This window comes from Aeromonas tecta (assembly GCF_000820185.1).
Lineage (GTDB): Bacteria > Pseudomonadota > Gammaproteobacteria > Enterobacterales > Aeromonadaceae > Aeromonas > Aeromonas tecta.
Genome location: NZ_CDCA01000016.1, coordinates 22,631 through 40,195, shown reverse-complemented (window position 1 = coordinate 40,195; position 17,565 = coordinate 22,631). Strand labels below are relative to the sequence as shown.

Genomic DNA, 17,565 nt, shown 5'->3' with positions numbered 1-17,565 from the left:
CATGGTCCTCGGATCCATCCCCAATGACGTGCGCGTGCCGCTCGTCTACATCAAGATCGACAACAGTCAGGCGCTGAGCGGCAACATCGCCCAGGACCAGCAGGTGATGCTGTTCGGTAAGATGCTCAACGCTGGCCCCGATGCCGGTACCGCCACCCCGCTCAACGTGGTCGAGGTGCCGGTCAGCGAGTCGGCCATCGATAGCTTGTTCGGCGTCGGCTCCATGATGGCGCTGGCTGCCAAGCGCTACCGCAAGGCCAACAGCTACACCCGCACCTTCGCCCTGCCCATCGGTGATCTCACCGCCGGCGCGGCGGCCGTGGGCTCGTTCACCTTCGCAGGCCCCGCGACCCAGGCCGGTACCCTCTACCTGCTGATCGCCGGCCAGGCGCTGCAGGTGGGGGTGGCCGCTGCTGCCACGGCTGCCAACGTGGCCACCAACGTGGCCGCCGCGATCACCGCCGCCAAGAACCTGCCGGTGACTGCCGCCGTGGATGGCACCGATACCGCTAAGGTCAACATCACCGCCAAGTGGAAGGGGCTGACCGGCAACGACATCGATCTGCGCTTCAACTACTACGCGGGCGAGCAGCTGCCGCCGGGTATCACCATCACCACCGTGGCCATGACCGGTGGCTCTGGTTCGCCCGATATGAGCGCGGTCATCGCCGCCATGCCGGATGAGTGGTTCAACCACATGATGATGCCGTTCACCGATACTGCCAGCCTCAATACTCTGCGCGATGAGCTGCTGGAGCGTTGGGGCCCGCTCAAGATGAGTGAGGCCATCGCCTATGCTGCATTCCGGGGCACCTACGGCGAAACCATCACCTTCGGCGAGGGGCGTAACGACTTCCTGATCTCCTGCCTGGGCACCAGCAAATCCCCCAGCCCCTCCTGGGAGTTCGCCGCCAGCTATGCGGGCATCGCGTCCTACTACCTGGCCATCGATCCGGCGCGCCCGCTGCAGACCCTGGTGCTGCCCGGCATCCTGCCGCCGGCCAAGGCCGATCGCTTTGCCTTCGACGAGCGCAACAACCTGCTCAAATCCGGTATCGCTACCTGCCAGATCCAGCCTGGCGACGTGGTGGCCATTGAGCGCGAGATCTCCATGTACCAGGAGAACGCCTACGGCGACCCGGATCCGAGCTACCTGGACATCACTACCCCGGCCACCCTTGGCAAGATCCGTTATGACATCAAGGTTATGGTCACCAACCGTTTCCCGCGCCACAAGCTGGCCGATGACAACGTGCTGAGCCAGATCGACCCGGCGCAGCCCATCGTCACCCCCAAGCTCATGCGCGAAGCCATTCTGGAAGTGGCGCTGGATTGGGTCACTGCCGGCCTGATGGAGAACTACGACCTGTTCAAGGAGACCCTGGAGGTCTACCGCGACACCGCCGATCGCAACCGCCTCAACTGCGTGTGCCACCCGGACGTCGTCAACCAGCTGCGTGTGTTCGCGGCCCTGATCCAATTCAAACTGTAAGGAGCGCCCCATGGGACAAGTCCTGGGTGAAGTCATCATCCGTGCCAATGGCCAAGAACTGAAAACCAAGACCGGTGCCGTGCTCAACCCCGGCGGCTTTACCCGCACCCAGCATACCGGCGGTGGCCGGGTGCGAGGCGTGAGCAGGCGCTTTGCCGCCCCCAGCATCGAGGTCGTCATCGCCGCAGATGAAGACGTGGATGTGATGACCATCAACGCCATCGAGAACGCCGCTATGGTCTGGGATGGCGATAACGGTGTCAGCTACATGATGACCGGTGCCGCCGTTGGCGAGCCGGCCACCCTGCGGGAAGAGAGTGGCGACATCGCCGCCACCTTTATCGGTGATCGGGTGGTGAGGATCTGACGATGGCACTGACGACCTTTGAGCTTGAACATGGCATCACGGGCACGACTGAGGAGGGGGAAACCCTCCTCTATCGTGAAGTCGGCCTGCGAGAGCTGACCGCCGCCGACCTGATTGATGCGCAGCTTGCCGCCGAAAAGGTGGTGGTGCAGAACGGCAAGGCCGTTGCCTATACCAGCGATGTGCTCTATGGCCTGAACCTGCTCTGCCGCCAGGTGGAATATATCGGGCAGATAAAAGGCCCGCTCACCATCAACATGATCAGGAAATTGCATGTGGATGATTTCGGCCTGCTGCAGGCCAAGGCTCAAGAGTTAGATATGGTGCTGGCCGAGGCGCTGGCCGAGCGGGGGCGATCTAAATCAGCTGGTTGAACCGGTCATGGGGATAATGTTGGCGATGAGCAAATATATTCCTTCAACCGAGCTGAAATATTTACCAATACGCCACTTGCTGCGCCGCTTTGACCAATTAAAGCAAGCCATCACGCCGAGAAATAAATAGGAAATAATATGGCCAAGCAACTCGTCACCGATATTGTCATCAACTTGGCCGGCAATCTGGCGACCAAGTCGCGGCAATATAGTCAGAGCATGAGCCAGTTTGCGGCCAATAATCAGCGTGCCATGAACCTGACCAAGATGTCTTTGGATGCAGCTGGCCGGGGGATCGACTCGGTGGGCAGCCGTTACGTCGCCCTGGGGGCGACCTTGGCAGGTGGCGCGGCGATTCGTGGTTACTCCCAACTCGACCGCCGGATTTCTCGCATCGCCATCGCTGCCGATATCAGCCGCGAGAAGTCAGCCGAGCTCTATGACGAGATCCAGCGGGTATCCAATCTCAAGGGCATCCGCATCGACCCCACCGAGGCAACAGCAGCGGTGGAAGAGATCCTGACCAAGACCGGCGATCTCGATTACGCCATCAGCAACCTGCCCAATATCGCCGCCGTGATCCAGGCTACCGGTGCCGGCGGTCTGGAGGTCGGCGGTATCTTCACCGAGTTCAAGAAGCTCGCCATCGACTCCAGCGAAGCGGCTATGCGCGCCATCGATACCCTCAACCTGCAGGGCAAGAGCGGAGCGTTCACCCTGGCCAGCATGGCCAAAGAGGGGCCCAAGATCTTCGCAGCCTATGCGGCCACCGGGCGCCAAGGTACAAGTGCAGTCACCGAACTGGGCGCCGCCCTGCAGATCATCCGCCAGGGCGTGGGCTCGGATGCCGAGGCGGTCACCGCCTTTGAATCCATCATCCGGGATATCACGCGGCCGGAGACCGTCAAGAAACTCAAACAGTTAGGCAACATCGACGTGTTTGACCCGGAGCAACTCAAGCAGGGCAAGGAAGTGATGCGCTCCCTGCCGGTGCTGATCGAGGAGATAGTCACCAAGTCCAAAGGGCTCTCCACCAATCTGGCAGGAATGAATCTGACCGACGAAGCCAAGCGGGCCCTCAAGCCGGTGATCGCCGAGTTCGTCCAGTCCGGTGACGTCAAGGCGTTCGACGAGTTCCTTAGTGTCGCTGGAGACGGTACCACCACTCTGAACGATGCCTCTGTGGCCGCCAATGACTTCGCCGGCAGCCTGCAGTTGATCAGCAATAGTTGGAACCAGTTTGCCAACCAGCAACTGGCAGGCCCGATCGCAGAACTGGCCGAGGCCATTAACAGCCTGGAACCGGATGCAGTCCAGAGCTGGCTGGAGACCGGCAAGAATATCGCCCTGGTAGTGGGCGGCCTGGTGGCCGTCAAGAAGGGGGTGGATGCCATCAAATGGACCAAGGGAATCTGGGATGCAGCTAAGCCGAGCAAGGGTGGCGGTGCCGGCGGCTTGGGCGACGCCATGGCAGATCTGGGTGCGACCCCAGTCTACGTGGTGAACATGCCAGGCGGCGGTTTCAATGCGGATGGTGCGATGAATCCTACCGGCAATCAGCCTGGTAAAAATACTACCTTGAACGTCCAAAATCTGGTTGCAGCTGGGACTGTTCTCTATGGTGTGTCCCTGATCCCTGAGCTGGGCGGCCTTCCATTCTGGTCCAGGGCTGAAGATCGCAAGAAAGAGCTGGCCGCGAAGGGCAATGGTCTGCTGAATCTCGATACGAATGGCCTCACACCTGCTCCAGGCCTGCTCGATGTCTTCGATGAGATGCAGGCCTTCTTCACTCGCGATGTGCAGGCCTCCCCTCGTCCTGACAACCTGGCTGCCTCCCTCGATATCAAGGTCAGCGATGATCGCATTACCGTGCGCACCCGCGATGCCGCCCCTGGGCTCAAGGTGAACGTCGATACCGGCCCATCTTTGATGCCTTGATGGCGGTCCTTTAACGGAGGGATGAATGAGCTTTATAGATCGTTTGACCGCCTCGATCCGGGGCGTTGAGTTTCTGCTGAACACGGTCGATGGCAAGGGTGGCCGCCGCGCCATCCCTCGCGAATACCCCAAGCGCGAGAACGGCTGGACCGAAGACAACGGCGCCGTGCTGACCAACGAACAGATCACCGGCAAGGTGGTGGGCCGTAATTACCTGGAAGATCTGCGCGCCCTGCTCGCTGCCCTGAACCAACCCGGCACCTGCGAGATGATCCATCCCTGGTGGGGTGTGCGCACCGTACAGGTCGGCGAAGTCAGCCACCGTCTCGACAATGACGAAGACGGCGCGGCCTATGTCACCTTCACTGTATGGGAGGCAGGCACCAACCTGTTCCCCAGTGCTGCCGTCGATACTGCGGCCACCATGGGCAATGCCGCCGGCGTGGCCCAGGCTGCCACCGAGCAATCCTTCCTCGATCAGTTCATCACCGGCCTCGACAACATGGGCCCCATGGTTGATACCTTCCTGGATGACCTGGACGAACTCACGCGAGGGCTGCCGACCCTGCCTGACCAGTTCCGTGAATGGACCGATCGCCTGCTTCGCACCAAAGACAGCGTCGGTTCGCTGCTGGCTTATCCGGGCGAGCTGGCCAGGGAGGTGACCGGCATCGTCGAAGACATCAAGGGCGTGGTGACGGACCCCATCCGGGCGCTCTCTGTCTATGACCAGGTGAGTCGCCGCTGGGAAGGGATGCGGGCCGAGCTTGCCATCACCGGCGGTCTGCCGAGTGGCATCCTCAGCGACGTCACCACAGGTACCGCTTCGTCAGTGCCAACCATCGATACCCCGACCGAGCAGACCGCAGCCCTGGCCAACGGAGAAGCCTTTACCAGGTTAATCGACCGGGCTACCGCCGCGTCGGCCGCCAGCGCCCTGGCCAGCACCAACCTGGGCACGGATCGCGCCTTTACTGCTGATCCCGCCGACGCCGTCACCATCGGCAAGTCGCTGACCGGCGACCAGGTCAACAACCCGCTGAGCCGCCCGGTGGTGATGGATGGTGTGGTGGGCGCTGACCGCAACCTGCTGCTGACCGCCGATGACCTGGAGGCCATCGCCAACAAGCTGGCGGCCCGTCTCGCCGAGCTGGCCATGGAGGCGGTCGAAGCAGATGAGAGCTCGGTGTGGCGCGCCCTGCGGGATCTGCGTCTGGCCGTACTGAATGACAGCCGCGAGCGGGCTGCGCAGCTGCCGCGTCGTCGTGCCCTGGTGCTGGCTATCACGACCCCATCCGCGCTGCTCGCCTGGCAGGAGTACGGCAACACTGAATACCGGGATCGGCTGGTCAGCAGCAACAACCTGCGTGATCCCGCCTTCATCACACCCACCACCAAGGTGGAGGTGATTGATGGCTGAACCCATTACCCTGCGCGTCGATGGCCAGCTCTATACCGGCTGGCAGAAGGTGCGCATCACCCGCAGCCTGCGCGATATCGCCGGCGACTTCGAACTGCGCCTGACCCGCAAATGGGAAGATGCCAAGGCCATGGTCATCAAGCCCCTCAGCGCCTGCACCGTCTCCATCGGCAGCGACCTGGTGCTGACCGGGTATATCGATGACTTCATCCCCAGCTACGATGCCCGCGAGGTGGAGTGGGTGGTGAGCGGCCGCAGCAAGACCAGCGATCTGGTGGACTGCTCGGCCATCTACAAGAGCGGCCAGTGGCAGAACGTGACCCTGGATCGGGTCGCCAAGGATATCAGCGCCCCGTTCAAGATCGAGGTGGTGGTGGAGTGCGATCTGGGGGATGCCTTTCCCCGCGTCACCATCGAGCAGGGCGAGAGTTGTTTCGAGCTGCTTGACCGCCTGGCCAAGCAACGGGCCGTGTTGCTGACCACCAACGAAAAGGGCGAGCTGGTGCTGACCCAGGCCAGCGATCAGGACATGGGCGCCAGCCTCATCCTGGGCGAAAACATCCTGGCCGCCCGGGGCAACTTCAGCATGCGGGATCGGGCCTCTGAATGGATTGTGAAGGGCTCCAGCTACGGCGGCGGATCGACCTGGGACAACACGGCGCCGGCCACCCTCGGCGGCCAGAAGGCGACAGTTACCGATCCAGCCGTCACTCGCTACCGCCCCCGCATCATCATCGCCGAGGACGTCACCACAGTGGCCGGTGCCAGCAAGCGCGGCCAGTGGCAGAAGCAGCGCAGCATCGGCGAAGGCACTCAAACCGAGATCACCGTGGCCGGCTGGCGCATTCAAGGGTTGAAGGGAGATAGCGGAGCGCTCTGGCGCATCAACCGCATGTGCCCCATCAAGGACGAGATCCAGGGGCTAGACGAGCGTTGGCTCATTGTTACCGTCAGCCTGATGGAGGACGAAAAGGGAGGCCGTGAGGCCATCATCAACCTGATGCCCAGGGAGGCGATGCTGATCCCGGCCGAGGTAGTCAAGAAACAGACCAAGGAGGTGACCACATGGTAACCATCCGCGATGTGATGAAAATTGTGGAGCCCATCAAGCGCCGGTGCCGCCTTATTGCCGATCGCGCCATTGTCACCTGGGTGAATGATGCCCTGCAGCGCCAGAACCTGCAGCTCAAGGTGTTGGCCGATGAAGGCGCCGACGACGTGGAACGCTTCCAGAACTACGGCCGCAGCAGCGTACCGCCAGAAGGGTCTGAGGCCATTGTGCTGGGCATCGGTGGCGCTCGTGCCGGGATGGTCGCCATCGTAGTGGAAGACAAGACGGCGCGGCCAAAAGATCTGGAGGCGGGCGATAACTGCCTATACCATCTGGAAGGTCACCGCATCATCCTGCGCAAGGATGGCGAGATCGCCAGCCAAGCGAAAACCGTCATTACACAAGTCGAAACCAAAACCACCACGATAAGCCCTGATAACGAGATTCAGGGCGCTTTGCACGTTACATTGAACATCACCACCGATGCCGATGTGATCATCAATGGCAAGTCGTTCCTGGATCATAAGCATGATCTACCGGGTGGAGGCCAAACATCTCCCCCAGTGTGAGGGGCGATGACCACAGCCATCATCTGGAACAACGAAACCGGCCGAGGGGATATCGAGATCACCTCGGCCGGTTTGCGTCAGGATGACGGGCTGGAGACTCTGGTGCTGCAGGTGCTGTTTACCGATGCCCGCGCCGATGAGTCGGACGAACTGCCCGACGCCAGCGGCGATCGTCGTGGCTGGATTGGCGACACCTTCGCCGACCAGCCTTGTGGCAGCAAGCTCTGGCTGTTGGAGCGATCCAAGCTCACCACCGACGTGCGCAACAAGGCAGTGACCTATGCACAAACCGCCCTCGATCGCCATTTAAAGCCCGATTACGCCAAACAGCTCGTCGTCACCGGCTCCATCCCCCAGTTCCAGTGGCTCCAGCTCGACATTGCCATTACCCGTCCCGACGAGAGCACCATGACCTTGACCATCAAGCAGCGCTGGGAGGCACAGGCCAATGCCGTATAGCGTCCCGACACTGCGTCAGATTACTGCCAGTGGCCAGCTGGATATCGAATCCAGCCTCAGCACCGTGCTACCAAAGTTCGGTATCGAGCAGGCCCTCAATGTGGCGGTGTCAGCTAGCCAACGCGACCTTTACGACCACCAAATGTGGATCGTACGCCAGATCATTCCGACGACTGAATCAGACGACCAAACCATCATCGAGCTGGCCCAGTATGAAGGGGTAATCCGTAAGCAAGCGACCTATGCCGCCGGCCCCGCCACCCTCAATGGAACCGTGCCGGCACCGGTCGGTACCGTGCTGCAGCACAAGGATGGCCGCCAGTACGCCGTCACCTCCAGTGCCAGCCCCAGTGGCGCTACAGTGGCCGTGCAGGTGCAGGCCATCGAAGTAGGCGCCGCTGGTAACCTGGCCGCCGGCGAGCAGCTCACCCTGGTTACGCCGGTACCAGGTCTGCAATCCAACGGCACCAGCGGCGACATCAGCGGTGGTGCGGACATTGAGCCGATTGCTCAGGTGTTGGAGCGACTGCTATTCCGTAAGCGCAACCCGCCCCTAGGTGGCGCGGTTCATGACTATGTGGCCTGGATGAGAGAGGTGGCAGGAGTGACCCGCGCCTGGTGCTATGACGCTTGGCATGGTGGCAGCACTGTAGGGATAGCCTGGGTTTATGATGAACGGGTTAATATCTTGCCCACACCCACCGACCAGTCCGGTATGCAGGACTACCTGTTCCGTCACGCCGATCCGGCCACGGGCGTCGATGTCGGTCGCCCAGGTGGCATCGAGCCGGTAGACATTGGCCTGACGCTGAAGAGTACTCCTCTAACTATCACCCCCATCCCGGACAATTCCGATGTACGGGCCGGGATCACTGCCAATCTGCGTGGCTATCAGAATACCCTGGCCCCCGGTCAGACCTTGCTACTTTCCAAAGTCCGCACCGCCATTGGATCTGCTGCAGGAGTCAATAACTACACCTTGAACCTGGCTGCTGACGTTCCTGCCGCGTCAAATGAATTGAATGTCATCGGGAGCATCACATGGCCCACTCTGTAGAGCAGTGGCATGAAGTCCTGCTGCAACAGATGCCACGTGGCCGCGCCTGGCCACGGGATCCTGAGTCAGATTTGGCGAAGTATGTCCTCGGCTTTGCCAAGCGCCTGACGGATGCCGAGCTCTCTGCCGATCAGTTGTTACTGGAAATGCGCCCGGAAACGACGGTGCAACTGCTGCCAGACTGGGAGCAATACCTCGGTCTGCCAGAGTGCAACGTGCCCAACCAGACGTTCGAGAGCCGCCGCGCGGCCGTGGTCGAGAAGTACCACCGCAAGGGAGGCTTACAGACCTGGCAGATAGAAGCTCTCGCGCTTGCGCTTGGCTTCGTGGTCGAGGTGCGGGAGCATTTCCCCCACCACGTGCTGCGCAACGTGCTCTATCCCATCTGGCCCAATCGCTGGCGTCACACCCTGGAGGTAATCGTCTACGGTCTGCCTGATGGCCGCTTTCGAGTCACTGACAACGTACTTACCCCTCTGAAAACCCAGACTGCTCTGCTGCTGGAATGCACTCTGTCCCGCTACAAGCTGGGCGGTTTTACCTATGAATTCGTTTATGAGGTCTGACTATGTATTGGTTAGATAATGATTCTGGCGTGACTACGCCACCCGCCATCCCGCCGGTGGTGTCTGGTACTCGCCAATACTTCACTGAAGGGGGCGCCGGCGACCAGCCCAGCATACCGGGCGGCGAATGGTTCAATATGATGACCGATGAGCTACTGCAGGTGTTGACCCTTGGTGGTATCACGCCTGACAAGGCTGATCACACACAACTGGCCAAAGCCATCCAGACTATCGCTTTCAGCGCTTACCCTGTTGGAGCACCTATCCCCTGGCCTTCTGCCATCGTCCCTTCTGGCTATGCCAAGTTCAATGGTGGTTCATTTAGTTTGGGAGCCAATCCGAGGCTCGCCGCCCTCTACCCCTCTGGCGTATTACCTGATATGCGCGGTTTACACATTCGGGGGCTTGATGATGGTAAAGGACACGATCCCGGACGCAGTCTGTTGTCTTACCAAGCCGACCAGAACAAAGCGCACAGCCACTTTTTCGAAAACACATTCGGCGCACCAACTGGAACATTCAACTCCATTGATGGACGAATCGGCACGATATCTCCCCAACCAATTGCTTCAAGCGCCGCACATGTTGGATCTGTTCCTGTAAGTGGTGCTGCTTCATTTAGCGCAATTATCGCGTCTCAAGGCGGTACTGAGTCGACGGTGAAAAACATGGCATTTTTATGGATCACAAAACTGGGGTGACTAGATGAACGAACCAAGAACCACGCTTGATTCCGACGGGTTTGCCATCAGCAATGGCTGGTTTATGTGCTATTGCATCAACATGCAAACCATGGAATACACTGGCCCACGCGATGAATACATTTCTGCGACATGCGGGCTCCCAGGTGGTGCATATGCTGATGAGCCATCCATTCTTGCCAAGGATGGTTACGCTATCTGTCGTGATGACGTAGCTCGAACCTGGATATACGTCGAAGACCATCGCGGTAAATACGCATACAACAAGCAGACTCGCCAGCGAGTTCAAGTATCCGTTCTCGGCGCTCTGAGCCCTGATTTCACCCTGCTGGCACCCCAAAGTAGCTTTGACGTGTGGGACCCGGTTACTGAAACATGGGTAACCGACTCGGCCGCAGAGCGGCAATGGCTCATTGACCAGGCCAACTATCAGCGACAAGCGTTGATGAGTGAAGCCAGCCAAGAGATCGCCGTGCTGGTTGATGCGCTCGACCCTGCTATCATCAGCGACCCGTCTGATGATGACCAGGTCAAGCTCATTGCTTGGAAGGCCTATCGGGTCGAGCTCTCCAAAATCGACCAACAGCCCAGTTATCCAGATGCCATCAATTGGCCAGCAAAGCCCCTGTAACCCACCTTTAAACCAGATACAAACAAGGGGCCTTATGGCCCCTCGTTATCTCTAATCCCACCCTGTGAGCTATTGAATTGATCACGATCGTCAATGATCAATTCAATAGCTCTTCGTGATCAATTCGCCCGCGCGGCTACAGCCAGCTTGTCACTCTCCTTGACGTCGCGGGCGGAGCCATTGGCCGCTCCGCTGATGGCAAGCGCCATCAGCAGCCATAAGCCATCCCTGGCAGCGCAGTCTCTCATCAGCATCCATCCCTGTTGTTCTTGATGTCGGTACTCAATCTATTGCCACCATACCCGATTTTCTCGTTCAGGAAAGGGACAACTGCGCCAGGGCGCCGCTGGCGGCAATCTCGGCCAGCAGCAGCCCGCACAGGGTCACCGACAGTACCACGGGGGCCGTCTCCTGCTGCCGATAGAGCGGCGTGAACCAGAGCAACAGCGAGGCGACCAGCAGCGCGGCCTGAGTCAGGATCCAGGGTTGCAAGGCGCTCAGCACAGGGGCTGCGGGCTCGGCCAGCAGCAAGAGCACGACAAACCAGAGCAGACTGGCGATGGCCGCCACCAGCCCGGCCACCGGCAGCAGGGTGTTGAACGCCTGCAAGCGGTGACGGGCTCGCAGCAACATCAGGTGAGCGAAGGCCGAGCCCAGCAGCACCATCTGCAGCAAGCCGCTAAGCCAACCCTGATACTGCAGCAGACCCACGCCATAGAGGGCCAGCGGCATGGCGGGCAGCCACAGCAGGGTGGCGGGAATGGCGCGCTTGCCCTCGAGGCGGGACTGCACCAGTGACAAGGCAATCCCCAGGATCAGCGCGGCGCCCCCGCACCAGACAAGCCAACCCTTTATCCCAGCCTCGATGGCCAGCATCAGGGAGAGACCGGTGATAACCCAAATAGAGAACAGCTGGGTGGTGATGCGCGAGCGCTGGCCAGGGCAGAGATCACCGCGCCACAGCACCAGCCCAAGGGCAATCAGCGCACCCAGCGCCATCAGGCCGGTCAGGGGAAAGAGCCAAAACGGAAGTTGGACGAACATAGGGTCTCCAGCAGCAAACAAGGTGCGGGCGCCAAAGGGGCGCCCGGCAGTCAAAAGAGAGGGGCGAGTATACCCAAACTCGCCCCCTTCCCCAACGCGTGCAACGGCAATGGCCGGATCTAGCCCTGCCCGCGCGCCAGGGCGACCACCTTAGCGAACATCTGGCGGATCACCGGCGGGATGTGCTCACCGCCGAGCCGCTCCGCCTCCTCCACCACCGCCAGCGCCATGCCGGGTTTGCTGCGATGATGAATGGCCTTGGAGATGATGCGCCCGGCATTGAGGGTCGAGCGCCCGCCGACCCCGGCCTCGCGCCGAAATACCGCTTCGAAGCCGTTCTGATAGAGATAGTGCTCGATGTCGGCCGCCGGCAGCTGAGTGATCCTGTCTCGCTCGCGCTCGCCCTTGAGCAAGGAGCGGGCGGAGCTGGCGTACTTGGCCCCCGCCTCGTCGCCGTCGGTGAGCAGATGCCACTCGATGCCAAAGTCACGCGCTACCTTGATGAGCGGTGCTTGGCCACACTGGGCAAACTCGATGATGCGCACCCCTTCAGCCCGCAGGCTGTAGCCGCAGATCTGGGCGAGCTCGGAGAGCAGCCAGATCTCGGTCTCCCCTTCCACCAGCAACCAACAGCGGGCAAACATCGACATGGGCCTGTTGATACGCACATGGAAGGCAATTTTGCGCAGATCGTCGCTGCTGTAGCGCTCACCGCCCAGCTGATGGCAGAGGATATCCTGCTGGCGACGCACCAGTCGGCGGATCTGGTTGAGCGGCAGGGAAGAGAGCAAGTCCCCCGAATTGGTAGTGAGCAGCTTCTGGCCTGGCAACTGCTCGAGCAGGCCCCAGGCCAGCGCCAGCATGGTCGGGTGCAATCGGCTTTCGGGATCTTCCAGGATCATGATGGGCCTGGCCCCCTCTTCTAGCTCCCGGTTGCCACGGGCATTGAGCAGCATGGCCGCCATGCCCGCCATCGCCAGTTGCAGCGCCCGGTTGTCGGCGCCGCGCAGCAGGCTCTGCAAGTTGCCTGGGTTGCGCAGTGTCATGGGGCGGTTGACGATCTCTCGCTGGCTGCGCGGCTTGGTCTTGATGGGCGCCAGTGCGCTGAAGTAGTGCTCCATCAATTGACGCACCGCCTCTAGCGCCTCCTTCAACTCGGGTTCGCCGATGCGCTGGGGCTCATCCGTCAACTTGCCGGACAACTCCCCCAGCCGCTGCGCGGACAGATCCCCCCATGGCAGCATCTCGACCCCGTCGCGGGTGGTGCGGGCATCGCGCAGCCGGAATACCGGGTTCATGGTGATGAGCAGGCGCACCAGCTCATCGTTGTTGTCGAGCTCCAGACTCTTGCCGATGCCGTCGAGAAAGTCGTGGGTGGTCAGCACGCTCTCGTCAGCTTGCAGCTCGGCGCTGGCGCGATAGTGGATGCGATGAAACTTGTCCCGATGGGGGGTCCAGGCCGCGCCGAGGCGCGCCAATCGGCGCGAGTGCTGGCACATATGGGGTCGGTATTCGCTGAAGGTGAGCACCAGTTGCAGGGTGCGCGAGGGGGCCAACTCGGGATCTTCCGGTTGGTGGAAGTCGTCACGGCTGAACTGATAGGGCTCGGCATCCCCCAGCAAACACCAGAGGGCGCGCAACAGGCTGGACTTGCCCCAGGCGTTTTCGCCGATGAGCACCGTGGTGTGATCCAGCCCGAGCGAGAGTCGATTTATCCCGCGAAAACCTTTGATTTCAATACGTTCCAGAAACATGAGGCCATACCCAAGTCCATGCTGATGGCGTCATAGTGGCAAAATTGCTTAGAAAATCCTATCGAGTCGTGGTGATTTCAGCGGGAACTGTGAGGAACGAGGGGTTCGGGGGCGGCGGGGACACAGAGACGCGTCTTGGGGCCATTCCAGTGGCTGAACCAGAGGTGGCGGGTACGGACCTGACGCTTGCGATGATTCAATGGGCACTCCTTTGAGGAAAAGGGGCAGCCAGGCTGCCGTTACCCAAGCAGTGTGCGACTCATCCGTGACAATGGGATGACAGTTGGCTGCGCCACTGACCGGGGCTCAGGCCGAAGGCTTCCCGGAAGCGATTGCCAAGATGGGCCTGGGAGGAGAAACCGCACTGAACGGCGATGCTGGCCAGGGGATCCGATCCCGCCAGCAGCTGTTTGGCGCGTTTGAGCCGCAATCCAAGCAGGTAGCGATGAGGCGGACAGCCCAGGCTCTGGCCGAACATGCGGGCGAAGTGGTATTCGCTGAGGCCCGCCTCTTGGGCCAGCTCGCTCAAGGTAATGGAGTCGGCCAGATGGGCCAGCAGGTACTCCTGCACCCGCCGGATCACCACGGGCGCCAGCCCGCCGCGCACCTCGGGCAGGCTGGGCGCCTCCCGGGTGTGATGACGATAGGCGTGCAGCATCAGCATCCAGGCGCCGTGGGAGAGCGCCATGCGATCGCCTCCGTGCTGCCAGTTCAGCTTCATCAGCTGGGCCTGCACCAGGGCTGCGGCCTGGGGATCCTCGATGAAGGTCTTGTCTTCCAGCAGTAGATGGCGCCCCTCCTTGTCGCAAACCTGCTCGGCGATGCGACCGAGGTGATCGGGTCTGAAATAGAGGTGGAAGAAGCGAAACTCCTCGCGCACCAGCCATTCCGACCTGTGGTGATCCGGCATGATGCACACCTTGCCGGTGCCGCCGTGACCACCGGGCCCGTCCAGCCGCTCGGTCTGCTCGCCGCCCTGCAGGTAGACGCTGATCGTGTGATGACCGGGTTTGTGGTAGCGGGTCTGATCGTAACAGTTGCGCCAGCTGGCAAGGCCAAGCCCGGGTTCCAGCCAGCAGGAATCCTCCAGCCGCGCCCCCGTGCTGACCAGTGCATCGAATACTCCCGCCTGTCTCATCTGCTGCAACCTGCCTGTGCCTTGCGCATCATCCTGCCCCATCTTACCCCGCGACCCGGCCCGCCGCAGCGGCCCCGCCAAAAAAACCGCAAGATGCTGTAAGCCAGCGCGGCCCAGTCAGCCCATGCTGAACACCATACTGTTCTCCTTATCTCACCGGATCCCTTATGAACCTGTTGCTGTATATTTCCACCGTTCTTATCTGGGGCAGCACCTGGATTGCCATCGCTTGGCAGCTCGGCCCCATCCCCATCGAGGTCTCGGTGCTCTACCGCTTCGCTCTGGCGGCATTGGCGCTGTTTGCCCTGCTCACGATAAGCGGCAAGTTCCCACGCCTGCCCTGGGCCGGTCAGCGCTACGCGGCCCTGCTCGGCGGCTTGCTGTTTTCCACCAACTTCCTCTGCTTCTATCACGCCACCCTCTATATTCCGAGCGGCCTGTCGGCGGTGATCTTCGCCAGTGCCAGCATCTTCAACGGCCTCAACCTCTGGCTGTTCGAAGGCAAGAAGCCGGGGCTGCGCTGGTTGCAGGGATCTGTGTTGGGACTCGTCGGCACCCTGCTGCTGTTCTGGCCTGTGCTGGCGGATGCACAGCTCGGTGCCAACGCCTGGAAGGGGCTGCTGTTCTCCTGCGCGGGCACGCTTTGCTTTTCGCTCGGCAATCTGGTGTCGGCCCGCGGCCAGCGCCAGGGCTATCAGGTGCTGCAGATGGTGCCCTGGGGCATGGTGTACGGCGTCGTCTTGCTCTTAGGCTGGGTCATTGTACTCGGCCAATCCCTGGTCTTGCCGACCGAACCCCGCTACCTGGCGGCCATGGTCTACCTGGCCATCTTCGGCTCCGTCATCGCCTTCACCGCCTACCTCACCCTGGTGGGGCGCATCGGCGCCAGCAAGGCAGCCTACGCCACCGTGCTGTTCCCTCTGGTGGCGCTCAGCCTCTCGACTCTGTACGAGGGCTTCGTCTGGCAGACGGTATCCGTGGTGGGCGTGGTGATCAGCCTGCTCGGCAACCTGGTGATCTTCGCCCCGCCCCTGAAGAGCTGGCGTTGGCCCTCTGCCAAGGCGGCGAATGGCACTTGCCCCTGAGCACGCCAGCCCCTAAGGTAACGCCTTCCAACGAGAATGACGGGAGGCGATATGTTACTGGAAGGGCTGGAGACACTCAGCTTGCTGGCGAGCGAAGGCACCATGGCCAAGGTGGCCAGTCGCCTCTACATCAGCCAGTCGGCGGTGAGCAAACGCATCGCCCAGCTTGAGCAGCGCCTCGGCAAGAAGCTCATCGAGCCGGATGGCCGCCAGATCCGGCTAACCCCCCAGGCCCTTGAGCTGCTCGCCCGGGTGGCGCCTAGCCTGGCGGAAATGAAGGGAGTGCTGGCCGACAGCCAGACGCTGACCGATCGCACTCCCCTGCCCGTCGCCTGCTCCGAGACCCTGCTGGCAGGCTACCTCGCCCGCTTCATGCACCAATACCTCAGTCAGGATCCCCACATTGCGCTGTCCACCCATCACACCCCGGTGATCCTGGCCCGGGTGCGCGGCGGCGACGCCCTGCTCGGCATCTGCGCCGGTCGGCTGCCTCCCGGCCACGGGCTGTGCGCCGAGCTGTTGCTGGAGGAGCCCTTCTATCTGGTGGGAGAGAACGATGCCGATCAGGCGCAAGGGGCGAGGCGCGATCAGGGCCGGCCCATCCTGACCATGGATCTGGATAATCCCTCCAACCGTTATCTGCGCGAGCCGCTGGCGGCGCTTGGGCTGGTGCCGGCCATGGAGCTGGACTCCTATCTGGCGCTGATTGAACTCGCCAAGGCTGGTATAGGCCCGGTGCTGCTGCCGGCTGGCTTGCTGGCGCTGGTCGGTGAGCAGGGTCAACGGGCTCAGCCCTTGCCGGGGTTGGGGCGCCCGCTGCACCTGGTTTACCGACAGAGCAGTTTGAAGCGCGAGCGCATCGCCCGGCTGGTCGAGGGGATCAGGACGCACTTCGCCCAGGTACAGGAGCGCCGCTAAAAACGGAACGGATAGAAACAGGAAGGCCGCGATGACGCGGCCTTCCTGTTTTCAATCTCGGTAGCAAAGCCCGTCACCTAGCTTACCCAGCTAAACAGCTCGGGATACTGGCTCCAGACCAGCTTGGCTGACATTAACAAGGAGACGGTCACCAATAGCGGCTTTATGAGCTTCACCCCCTTCTTCAGCACCAGCTTGGAGCCTGCGCGGGCGCCGATGAATTGGCCAATCGCCATACAGAATCCCACGCTCCACACCACCTTGCCGCCGAGGGCGAAAAATAGCAGGGAGGCGATGTTGGAGGTGAAGTTCAGCAGCTTGGTGTGAGCCGTGGCCCGCGCCATGCCAAAGCCCGCCAGTGCCACGAAGCCGATGGCAAAAAACGACCCTGTGCCGGGCCCAAAGAAACCGTCGTAGAAACCGACCCCGCCCCCCACCAGCAGCGCAAACAGCATGGGGGTGAGGCGACGAGTGCTCTCGGCATCGCTCACCCGGGGGGAGAAGAAGAAATAACAGGCGAACGCCATCAACAGGAAGGGCAGCAACCGCTCCAGAATGGCGGCGTCTATGGTCTGCACCGCCAGGGTGCCGAGCGCCGCACCGATGAAGGTGCAGATCACCGCGGGCCAGATGATGTTCCACTCCAGCAGCCCCTTGCGGGCATAGAACCAGGTGGCGGAGAAGGAGCCGAAACTGCTCTGCAACTTGTTGGTGCCGAGCACCAGGGCCGGTGGCATGCCGGTGGCCAGCAGGGCCGGCACCGTCAGGAGGCCGCCGCCCCCGGCGATGGCGTCGATAAAGCCGGCGACAAGGGCCACCCCGAACAGGGCGACCAGGGTGTACAGTTCCAATTCCATCCATAGACCTCGTGTGATGATAGTGCCCGCCGCACCGGCGCCGGGAACCTGAATGAGTCAAGCTGGCCGCTATCCTAGCGGGCTCTCGCTCATGAGGCTAACGAAACAATGGCAGCCAATCGATTCCTGATTTTCACCATTCTA

Annotated in this window: 20 protein-coding genes; 14 read left to right on the top strand and 6 right to left on the bottom strand. The window is 61.4% G+C overall.

Features of this window, described 5'->3' with window-relative positions; all coding sequences use genetic code 11:
* Nucleotide 1 precedes the first annotated feature (1 nt).
* The 12 genes from BN1137_RS03680 (at nt 2) to BN1137_RS03625 (ending at nt 10,625) form a co-directional block, all read left to right on the top strand.
* Nucleotides 2-1,492: a phage tail sheath subtilisin-like domain-containing protein gene (locus BN1137_RS03680; RefSeq protein ID WP_050717302.1), complete on the top strand. Its 1,491-nt coding sequence runs from the start codon at nt 2-4 to the stop codon at nt 1,490-1,492.
* A 10-nt stretch (nt 1,493-1,502) separates the two neighbouring features.
* Nucleotides 1,503-1,859 (top strand): phage tail tube protein, encoded by a 357-nt coding sequence (locus BN1137_RS03675; protein ID WP_050717301.1) that lies wholly within the window; start codon nt 1,503-1,505, stop codon nt 1,857-1,859.
* Between the two features lie 2 nt (nt 1,860-1,861).
* Complete coding sequence (locus tag BN1137_RS03670) at nt 1,862-2,233, top strand: phage tail assembly protein (protein WP_050717300.1); 372 nt, start codon at nt 1,862-1,864, stop codon at nt 2,231-2,233.
* 138 nt (nt 2,234-2,371) lie between these two features.
* Nucleotides 2,372-4,171: a phage tail tape measure protein gene (locus BN1137_RS03665; RefSeq protein ID WP_050717299.1), complete on the top strand. Its 1,800-nt coding sequence runs from the start codon at nt 2,372-2,374 to the stop codon at nt 4,169-4,171.
* 25 nt (nt 4,172-4,196) lie between these two features.
* Nucleotides 4,197-5,591, top strand: coding sequence for a DNA circularization protein (locus BN1137_RS03660; RefSeq protein WP_050717298.1), 1,395 nt, complete (start codon nt 4,197-4,199; stop codon nt 5,589-5,591).
* Nucleotides 5,584-6,663 (top strand): phage baseplate assembly protein, encoded by a 1,080-nt coding sequence (locus BN1137_RS03655; protein ID WP_050717297.1) that lies wholly within the window; start codon nt 5,584-5,586, stop codon nt 6,661-6,663. The genes BN1137_RS03660 and BN1137_RS03655 overlap by 8 nt, the downstream gene beginning before the upstream one ends.
* Nucleotides 6,657-7,211: a phage baseplate assembly protein V gene (locus BN1137_RS03650; RefSeq protein ID WP_050717296.1), complete on the top strand. Its 555-nt coding sequence runs from the start codon at nt 6,657-6,659 to the stop codon at nt 7,209-7,211. The genes BN1137_RS03655 and BN1137_RS03650 overlap by 7 nt, the downstream gene beginning before the upstream one ends.
* Nucleotides 7,212-7,217: 6 nt before the next feature.
* A complete protein-coding gene (locus BN1137_RS03645) occupies nt 7,218-7,670 on the top strand; it encodes a phage GP46 family protein (RefSeq protein ID WP_050717295.1) in 453 nt (150 codons plus the stop codon).
* Nucleotides 7,660-8,727 carry a baseplate J/gp47 family protein gene (locus BN1137_RS03640; protein WP_050717294.1) on the top strand — a complete coding sequence of 356 codons (1,068 nt, stop codon included), beginning with the start codon at nt 7,660-7,662 and terminating at the stop codon, nt 8,725-8,727. The genes BN1137_RS03645 and BN1137_RS03640 overlap by 11 nt, the downstream gene beginning before the upstream one ends.
* Complete coding sequence (locus BN1137_RS03635) at nt 8,712-9,293, top strand: YmfQ family protein (RefSeq protein ID WP_050717293.1); 582 nt, start codon at nt 8,712-8,714, stop codon at nt 9,291-9,293. The genes BN1137_RS03640 and BN1137_RS03635 overlap by 16 nt, the downstream gene beginning before the upstream one ends.
* Before the next feature lie 2 nt (nt 9,294-9,295).
* Entirely contained in the window at nt 9,296-9,994 is a 699-nt protein-coding gene (locus BN1137_RS03630) for a phage tail protein (RefSeq protein WP_050717292.1), read from the top strand.
* Between the two features lie 4 nt (nt 9,995-9,998).
* Nucleotides 9,999-10,625, top strand: a complete 627-nt coding sequence (locus tag BN1137_RS03625) for a tail fiber assembly protein (RefSeq protein WP_050717291.1) — start codon at nt 9,999-10,001, stop codon at nt 10,623-10,625.
* Nucleotides 10,626-10,744: 119 nt separating this feature from the next.
* Here the strand turns inward: BN1137_RS03625 and BN1137_RS23015 are convergent, their stop codons facing one another.
* The 5 genes from BN1137_RS23015 to BN1137_RS03610 form a co-directional block, all read right to left on the bottom strand.
* Nucleotides 10,745-10,873, bottom strand: coding sequence for a hypothetical protein (locus tag BN1137_RS23015; RefSeq protein WP_269745107.1), 129 nt, complete (start codon nt 10,871-10,873; stop codon nt 10,745-10,747).
* A gap of 67 nt (nt 10,874-10,940) precedes the next feature.
* Complete coding sequence (locus tag BN1137_RS03620; RefSeq protein ID WP_050717290.1) at nt 10,941-11,669, bottom strand: hypothetical protein; 729 nt, start codon at nt 11,667-11,669, stop codon at nt 10,941-10,943.
* Between the two features lie 119 nt (nt 11,670-11,788).
* Nucleotides 11,789-13,423, bottom strand: a complete 1,635-nt coding sequence (locus tag BN1137_RS03615; protein WP_050717289.1) for an ATP-dependent endonuclease — start codon at nt 13,421-13,423, stop codon at nt 11,789-11,791.
* 77 nt (nt 13,424-13,500) lie between these two features.
* Entirely contained in the window at nt 13,501-13,623 is a 123-nt protein-coding gene (locus BN1137_RS23010; RefSeq protein WP_269745106.1) for a hypothetical protein, read from the bottom strand.
* Nucleotides 13,624-13,682: 59 nt separating this feature from the next.
* Nucleotides 13,683-14,561 (bottom strand): helix-turn-helix domain-containing protein, encoded by an 879-nt coding sequence (locus tag BN1137_RS03610; RefSeq protein WP_408605524.1) that lies wholly within the window; start codon nt 14,559-14,561, stop codon nt 13,683-13,685.
* Between the two features lie 167 nt (nt 14,562-14,728).
* On the opposite strand from BN1137_RS03610, the gene BN1137_RS03605 reads away from it, so the two are divergent.
* Nucleotides 14,729-15,646, top strand: coding sequence for a DMT family transporter (locus BN1137_RS03605; protein WP_050717287.1), 918 nt, complete (start codon nt 14,729-14,731; stop codon nt 15,644-15,646).
* A 51-nt stretch (nt 15,647-15,697) separates the two neighbouring features.
* On the top strand, nt 15,698-16,564 hold the full coding sequence (locus tag BN1137_RS03600; RefSeq protein WP_050717286.1) for a LysR family transcriptional regulator: 867 nt from the start codon (nt 15,698-15,700) through the stop codon (nt 16,562-16,564).
* 77 nt (nt 16,565-16,641) lie between these two features.
* Here the strand turns inward: BN1137_RS03600 and BN1137_RS03595 are convergent, their stop codons facing one another.
* Nucleotides 16,642-17,421, bottom strand: a complete 780-nt coding sequence (locus BN1137_RS03595) for a TSUP family transporter (protein WP_050717285.1) — start codon at nt 17,419-17,421, stop codon at nt 16,642-16,644.
* Nucleotides 17,422-17,565 lie beyond the last annotated feature (144 nt).

What these genes read in the sequence shown, in the direction of transcription:
- BN1137_RS03650 (WP_050717296.1), top strand. Translation starts at nt 6,657, where the DNA reads ATGGTAACCATCCGCGATGTGATGAAAATTGTGGAGCCCATCAAGCGC.
- BN1137_RS03670 (WP_050717300.1), top strand. Translation starts at nt 1,862, where the DNA reads ATGGCACTGACGACCTTTGAGCTTGAACATGGCATCACGGGCACGACT.
- BN1137_RS03625 (WP_050717291.1), top strand. Translation starts at nt 9,999, where the DNA reads ATGAACGAACCAAGAACCACGCTTGATTCCGACGGGTTTGCCATCAGC.
- BN1137_RS03610 (WP_408605524.1), bottom strand. Translation starts at nt 14,561, where the DNA reads ATGAGACAGGCGGGAGTATTCGATGCACTGGTCAGCACGGGGGCGCGG.
- BN1137_RS03630 (WP_050717292.1), top strand. Translation starts at nt 9,296, where the DNA reads ATGTATTGGTTAGATAATGATTCTGGCGTGACTACGCCACCCGCCATC.
- BN1137_RS03655 (WP_050717297.1), top strand. Translation starts at nt 5,584, where the DNA reads ATGGCTGAACCCATTACCCTGCGCGTCGATGGCCAGCTCTATACCGGC.
- BN1137_RS03600 (WP_050717286.1), top strand. Translation starts at nt 15,698, where the DNA reads ATGTTACTGGAAGGGCTGGAGACACTCAGCTTGCTGGCGAGCGAAGGC.
- BN1137_RS03665 (WP_050717299.1), top strand. Translation starts at nt 2,372, where the DNA reads ATGGCCAAGCAACTCGTCACCGATATTGTCATCAACTTGGCCGGCAAT.
- BN1137_RS03595 (WP_050717285.1), bottom strand. Translation starts at nt 17,421, where the DNA reads ATGGAATTGGAACTGTACACCCTGGTCGCCCTGTTCGGGGTGGCCCTT.
- BN1137_RS23015 (WP_269745107.1), bottom strand. Translation starts at nt 10,873, where the DNA reads ATGAGAGACTGCGCTGCCAGGGATGGCTTATGGCTGCTGATGGCGCTT.
- BN1137_RS03605 (WP_050717287.1), top strand. Translation starts at nt 14,729, where the DNA reads ATGAACCTGTTGCTGTATATTTCCACCGTTCTTATCTGGGGCAGCACC.
- BN1137_RS03615 (WP_050717289.1), bottom strand. Translation starts at nt 13,423, where the DNA reads ATGTTTCTGGAACGTATTGAAATCAAAGGTTTTCGCGGGATAAATCGA.
- BN1137_RS03620 (WP_050717290.1), bottom strand. Translation starts at nt 11,669, where the DNA reads ATGTTCGTCCAACTTCCGTTTTGGCTCTTTCCCCTGACCGGCCTGATG.
- BN1137_RS03640 (WP_050717294.1), top strand. Translation starts at nt 7,660, where the DNA reads ATGCCGTATAGCGTCCCGACACTGCGTCAGATTACTGCCAGTGGCCAG.
- BN1137_RS03675 (WP_050717301.1), top strand. Translation starts at nt 1,503, where the DNA reads ATGGGACAAGTCCTGGGTGAAGTCATCATCCGTGCCAATGGCCAAGAA.
- BN1137_RS03635 (WP_050717293.1), top strand. Translation starts at nt 8,712, where the DNA reads ATGGCCCACTCTGTAGAGCAGTGGCATGAAGTCCTGCTGCAACAGATG.
- BN1137_RS03645 (WP_050717295.1), top strand. Translation starts at nt 7,218, where the DNA reads ATGACCACAGCCATCATCTGGAACAACGAAACCGGCCGAGGGGATATC.
- BN1137_RS03660 (WP_050717298.1), top strand. Translation starts at nt 4,197, where the DNA reads ATGAGCTTTATAGATCGTTTGACCGCCTCGATCCGGGGCGTTGAGTTT.
- BN1137_RS03680 (WP_050717302.1), top strand. Translation starts at nt 2, where the DNA reads ATGGTCCTCGGATCCATCCCCAATGACGTGCGCGTGCCGCTCGTCTAC.